Origin of the sequence: Flavobacterium sp., assembly GCF_044338735.1 — a bacterium.
Taxonomy (GTDB): domain Bacteria; phylum Bacteroidota; class Bacteroidia; order Flavobacteriales; family Flavobacteriaceae; genus Flavobacterium.
Map to the genome: position 1 here is coordinate 1 of NZ_JBIIWV010000144.1, position 5226 is coordinate 5226.

Below are 5226 nucleotides of genomic sequence, written 5' to 3' on the forward strand. Positions count from 1 at the left end.
CAAATTGGCGCTGTTTTGGTTTTTAATGATAAATCAGGAAAAACTGATTGGTCTAAAATTGCAGTTGCTCTAAACTATGACAACACTAATAATTTTGATACCGAAATTTTTTCAAAAGGAACCAATCCTTCCAATTCAATAGATCGTTATTTTTTAGACAAAGCACAAGGTTTACCCAATGAGTTTGTTGAATTGCAACCAGGCGAATCAATAACAGATTTGTATACTTATTTAGGTGAACAAAGTGGTTTAGGCTTTCCTGCACAACAGGCTATGATGGCTTATCAGGCCTATCTATTAGAATCAGACGGACCTGGTTCATATTATTCAAATGTGAATTATGCTGGTGGAAATTTTAGACAAGAAAATTACATTTCAGCAACGGGTTATAATGGAAAATTCTCCGCAAATATTGCAACATCGTACAAGGATAGATTGTTTTTAGGAATGAACTTAAATGCCCATTTTACAGATTATGTAAAAACAACTTCGGTATATGAAAGAAATAGCAATCCACTTTTTTCTACTGGAGACACTGTTAGAGATATTCAGTTTGATAACGAATTGTATACCTATGGAACAGGATTCTCGTTAAACCTTGGTGCAATACTAAAAGTTACGGAAGAATTCAGAGCGGGTATTGCTTATGAATCGCCTACTTGGTACCAATTAAATGATGAATTATCACAGCGATTAATTGTAAACTCAACAGACGGTATTGCTAATTTTAAAGAAGTAGTTGCTCCAAATGTAGTTAATGTCTACCCTACTTATAAAATTCAAACCCCAAGTAAAATTACATTTAGTGGCGCTTATATTTTCAATAAAAAAGGATTAATCAGTATTGATTATGCCATGAAAGATTATAGTAATATTAAATTTAGACCAACAAGCGTAAGTTTATTCAGCGATTTAAACACTCAAATGAGTCAACAATTTAAAAATGCCTATGAATTAAGAATTGGTGGCGAATATAAAATTAAACAATGGAGTGTTCGTGGTGGTTATCGATTTGAAGAAAGTCCGTATAAATCAACAACAGAAATGAGTGATTTAAAGGGTTATTCTGCTGGTTTAGGATATAATTTTGGCGAAAGCAAGTTAGACTTTGCCTTTGCAAATGATAGTAGAAGTCAAAATGTAGCTTTTCTTTCCTCAGGAATGACTGATGCAGCAAGAATTAGAACTAAAAACAACAACATAACCATTACCTATTCGATTTATTTTTAATCTGATAAATTGATTATGATAGTATTACCACTTCTTCAATCGAAGTGGTTTTTTTATGCTTAAAAGATTGTATTTAGCCCCGATGGAAGCGACATCCCGCCTTAGCGGATATAGCGAACAGCGGGACCTAGCCTTTAAAAAATTCGATATCGCTGGTGCTTCAACTGATTATTTTATGTAATTTTGCCCACCGAAAGTTCGGGATCAAATACAAAAACATGAGAACCAAATCGTTAAAAAAGAATAAAATCAATGTAATTACCCTTGGATGTTCTAAAAACACTTACGACAGTGAGGTGTTGATGGGGCAATTAAAAGCCAACGGAAAAGAAGTAGTTCACGAAGAAGAGGGTAATATCGTGGTAATTAACACTTGTGGTTTTATTGACAATGCAAAGGAAGAATCGGTAAATACGATTTTAGAATATGTAGATAAAAAAGAACAAGGTTTAGTTGATAAAGTATTTGTGACCGGATGTTTATCTGAGCGTTATCGTCCAGATTTAGAGAAAGAAATTCCCGATGTAGATCAATACTTTGGAACTACTGAATTACCTCTTTTATTAAAAGCTTTAGGTGCTGATTATAAACATGAATTACTGGGCGAACGCTTAACTACAACCCCAAAAAATTATGCTTATTTAAAAATTGCCGAAGGTTGTGATCGACCATGTAGTTTTTGTGCGATTCCATTAATGCGAGGAAAACACGTTTCGCAATCTATTGAAAAATTGGTGAAAGAAGCTGAAGGTTTGGCTAAAAATGGGGTAAAAGAATTAATTTTAATTGCTCAAGATTTAACCTATTATGGTTTAGATTTATACAAAAAACGCAATCTTGCCGAATTGCTTGAAAACCTAGCAAAAGTAGAAGGTATTGAGTGGATTAGATTGCATTATGCTTTTCCAAGTGGTTTTCCAATGGATGTTTTAGATTTGATGAAACGCGAACCTAAAATTTGTAATTACATCGATATTCCGCTGCAACACATTTCAGATGATATTTTGAAATCGATGAAACGTGGCACTACAAAAGAAAAAACAACAAAATTATTAAAAGAATTTAGAGAGCGTGTTCCTGGAATGGCAATTAGAACCACTCTAATTGTGGGTTATCCTGGAGAAACGCAAAAAGACTTTGAAATTCTACGCGATTGGGTACAAGAAATGAAGTTTGAACGATTGGGTTGTTTTACCTATTCACATGAAGAAAATACAGGTGCTTATGCATTAGTAGATGACGTTCCGCAAGAGATAAAACAAGCGCGTGCTGCTGAAATTATGGATTTACAATCGCAAATTTCGTGGGATTTGAATCAGGAAAAAATTGGTCAAACCTTTAAATGTGTAATCGACAGAAAAGAAGGTCAATATTTCATTGGAAGAACCGAATTTGATAGTCCGGATGTAGATAATGAAGTGTTAGTTGATGCCTCAAAATATTATTTAAAAACAGGCGATTTTGTAAATCTAAAAATAATAGATGCTACCGAATTTGATTTATATGCAGAGCCTATCTAATTAATATTCTTTAGTTAAATTGATTAATTTAAAAGCCGAATTACTTTTAATTTAGTTATTCTAACACTCTGTTAATTTGAATAAATCGTCTGGAATAATACGGTTCTTTTGTTGATGAAATAACCACACCAGATTGAACTGACGAATGAATGAATTTTATTTCATCGCCAATTATTTCAGTTATCATACCCACATGGTTAATGCTCCCTCTTCCATTAGTTGTAAAAAAAATCAAATCACCCTTTTGCGCCTGATCTCGCTCAATCTTTACACCTGCTCCAACAGCCATTGATCCTGATGATCGTGGCAAAGTCATATCGATGTTTTTAAAAGTAGAAAACATTAATCCTGAACAATCAAAACCTGCAGAAGTTGTTCCACCACCTCGGTAACGAGTTCCGAGATGTTCTGATGCTTTAGCAATTAAAAAATCAACCTTAGACATGTTTTCTAAAGAAATTAGTGCCACATTTGGTCGTTCAACTACAATATTTTCGTGTTTGGCTAGTTCTAAATTTCCTAATTTAACAATAAGCAAGTATCCTTCAGGTAAATTTTCAACTACTTCTTCATTAAGTTCTTTAAGCAGTTTCAATTTAACATTATATAATTTCGAAATTTTATAAAGTGTTTCCCCTTTTTGAACTGTATGAATAGTGTTTCCTAACTCATCTTCACAAACCATAGGAGTATTTGACATAGAGACTGAAACTTCGGGTTTACTCACTACTGGTTTTGGTGTAGTTATAGTTGCTGATGGTTTTTCAACTTTACTAGGCACTTTGCTTTTTTTCTCTGTAATCGTTTTCTTTGAAGGTATAATATTTATTTTATCTCCAATTTGAATTGCATCTGGATTAAGAGTAGGATTAATTTCTTTAATTTTTTCTAATGAAATTCCATACTTTTTTGCAATTACATACAAAGATTCGCCAGCAATAGCGGTGTGAATTTCTGTAGATTCACTATTTCTTGAGGTGTTTTTTTTCTTTTTTTCAACCGAAATAGCAGCCTTTTTTGATTTGTTTGGAATTAACAAAACTGTTTTCAATTGAAGTAACGCACCTTTTGCCTTTGGATTCAATTCATAAATATCTGATTCAGTAACTCCGTACTTTTTAGCTATCACATATATTGATTCTCCTTCAACTACGGTATGTTTCGTATTTTTTTGTGAAAAAAGAGATGTTGATGTTAAAAAGAAGATAAAAGTAAGTAGTTTAGATAGATTCATTTTGGAATGTATTTATTTCAAAGACAATAAAGGAGCTGCAAGATAAAAAAAACTCCTATAAATTATGGGAGTTTTAACATTATTTTACAATGGAATATTTCTGAGTTTGCGATTTGTTTTAACTACTAATCAATTTTATGGATACTAAATAATTTCAGGAATTTATTTCGGGTATCACATGTAAAATTAATTTTTCAAAAAAAATCTTAATTTAAAGCCCGAGTCTTAAAGTTGTTTCAATATTTTAAATCTTTTTTTCTAAATCAAATTTAAAATCAATTTCAATAGATTCTGAAATTTTAGATTTAACAACTGATGGAATCTTTATGTTAAAATCTGAGGGTTTTACTTTAAATGATGAAGATGTTATTAATTTGTCATCTGATTGTAAAAACATAATTTTAACTTTAACTTTTTTAGTTACTCCATGTAGTGTTAAGTCTCCCTCTGCATCAAAAAACACTTTACTAGAACTAAGTTTGGCGGGATCAAAATTTAGTACTTTTCCTTTGAAGGTTGCCTTTGGAAACTGATCACTCTCAATGTAATTTTCATTGAAATGTTCTTCCATCAAAGGCACTTTAAATCGAAATGCTTTTACTAAAGCCAAAACAGCAATTTCCCCTGTAGATTTGTCAAAAACACAAGAAGCAGTCATATTCTTTGCGGCAACTTCTTCAAAAGCTGGCATTGATGCTTCAAATTTAATTTCCCCTGAACGAGTAATCATTTTTTGTGAAAATAAAACTGATGAAAAAATCAAACTAATTAGCAATAAAAACTTTTTCATTTTAGCATTTTTTTAGTTTGGACAACCATTTAGCGTCCAATTTTTTATGGTATTAATTTTAGTTTGCTGCATTCTACCAGATTGTGGCATCACCGAACCACAAGATTGATCATCGATTCTACAAATCATAGAACCATTTTGAGCAGCATCTTTAACTTGAAGGTAGGTTTCCATTGTAGGAAATTCCCCTCCAGATGAACCATGACATGATAAACAATTATTATCAATAATAGATTTTACCTTTGAAGTATACGTTGGATTTGTAACATCCCCAGAAATTTCTTCATAGGTATTTGACTCACATGAAAAAATGATACCTATTATTATAATAAAAATAATTTTAAATGTTTTCATACTAAAATACTCTATACATATTAAAACCAAAATAAACACCTTTTCCTTCGCTTATTCCGGTAGCATTTGTAAAATAACTAACATCATTCATTGCTTGA

Annotated in this window: 5 protein-coding genes; 2 read left to right on the forward strand and 3 right to left on the reverse strand. The window is 31.8% G+C overall.

Annotated features, from left to right (window positions below):
* The coding region (locus tag ACIQZC_RS08850; RefSeq protein ID WP_396138867.1) for an OmpP1/FadL family transporter at positions 1-1230 on the forward strand (1230 nt) is incomplete at its 5' end.
* Between the two features lie 218 nt (positions 1231-1448).
* Positions 1449-2750, forward strand: a complete 1302-nt coding sequence (gene rimO, locus ACIQZC_RS08855) for a 30S ribosomal protein S12 methylthiotransferase RimO (protein WP_396138868.1) — start codon at positions 1449-1451, stop codon at positions 2748-2750.
* 55 nt (positions 2751-2805) lie between these two features.
* Here rimO and ACIQZC_RS08860 read toward each other — a convergent pair whose 3' ends face one another.
* The 3 genes from ACIQZC_RS08860 to ACIQZC_RS08870 all read right to left on the reverse strand — a co-directional run bounded on the left by ACIQZC_RS08860 (position 2806) and on the right by ACIQZC_RS08870 (position 5128).
* The gene (locus ACIQZC_RS08860) at positions 2806-3984 is read right to left on the reverse strand and encodes a LysM peptidoglycan-binding domain-containing protein (protein WP_396138869.1); all 1179 of its coding nucleotides are present in this window, start codon (positions 3982-3984) and stop codon (positions 2806-2808) included.
* Between the two features lie 244 nt (positions 3985-4228).
* Positions 4229-4774 carry a YceI family protein gene (locus ACIQZC_RS08865; RefSeq protein ID WP_396138870.1) on the reverse strand — a complete coding sequence of 182 codons (546 nt, stop codon included), beginning with the start codon at positions 4772-4774 and terminating at the stop codon, positions 4229-4231.
* A 12-nt stretch (positions 4775-4786) separates the two neighbouring features.
* Positions 4787-5128 carry a hypothetical protein gene (locus tag ACIQZC_RS08870; protein ID WP_396138871.1) on the reverse strand — a complete coding sequence of 114 codons (342 nt, stop codon included), beginning with the start codon at positions 5126-5128 and terminating at the stop codon, positions 4787-4789.
* Positions 5129-5226: the final 98 nt, after the last annotated feature.

Bases quoted from the DNA above. Each gene is read 5' to 3' on its own strand.
- rimO (WP_396138868.1), top strand. From the start codon at position 1,449: ATGAGAACCAAATCGTTAAAAAAGAATAAAATCAATGTAATTACCCTT.
- ACIQZC_RS08860 (WP_396138869.1), bottom strand. From the start codon at position 3,984: ATGAATCTATCTAAACTACTTACTTTTATCTTCTTTTTAACATCAACA.
- ACIQZC_RS08865 (WP_396138870.1), bottom strand. From the start codon at position 4,774: ATGAAAAAGTTTTTATTGCTAATTAGTTTGATTTTTTCATCAGTTTTA.
- ACIQZC_RS08870 (WP_396138871.1), bottom strand. From the start codon at position 5,128: ATGAAAACATTTAAAATTATTTTTATTATAATAATAGGTATCATTTTT.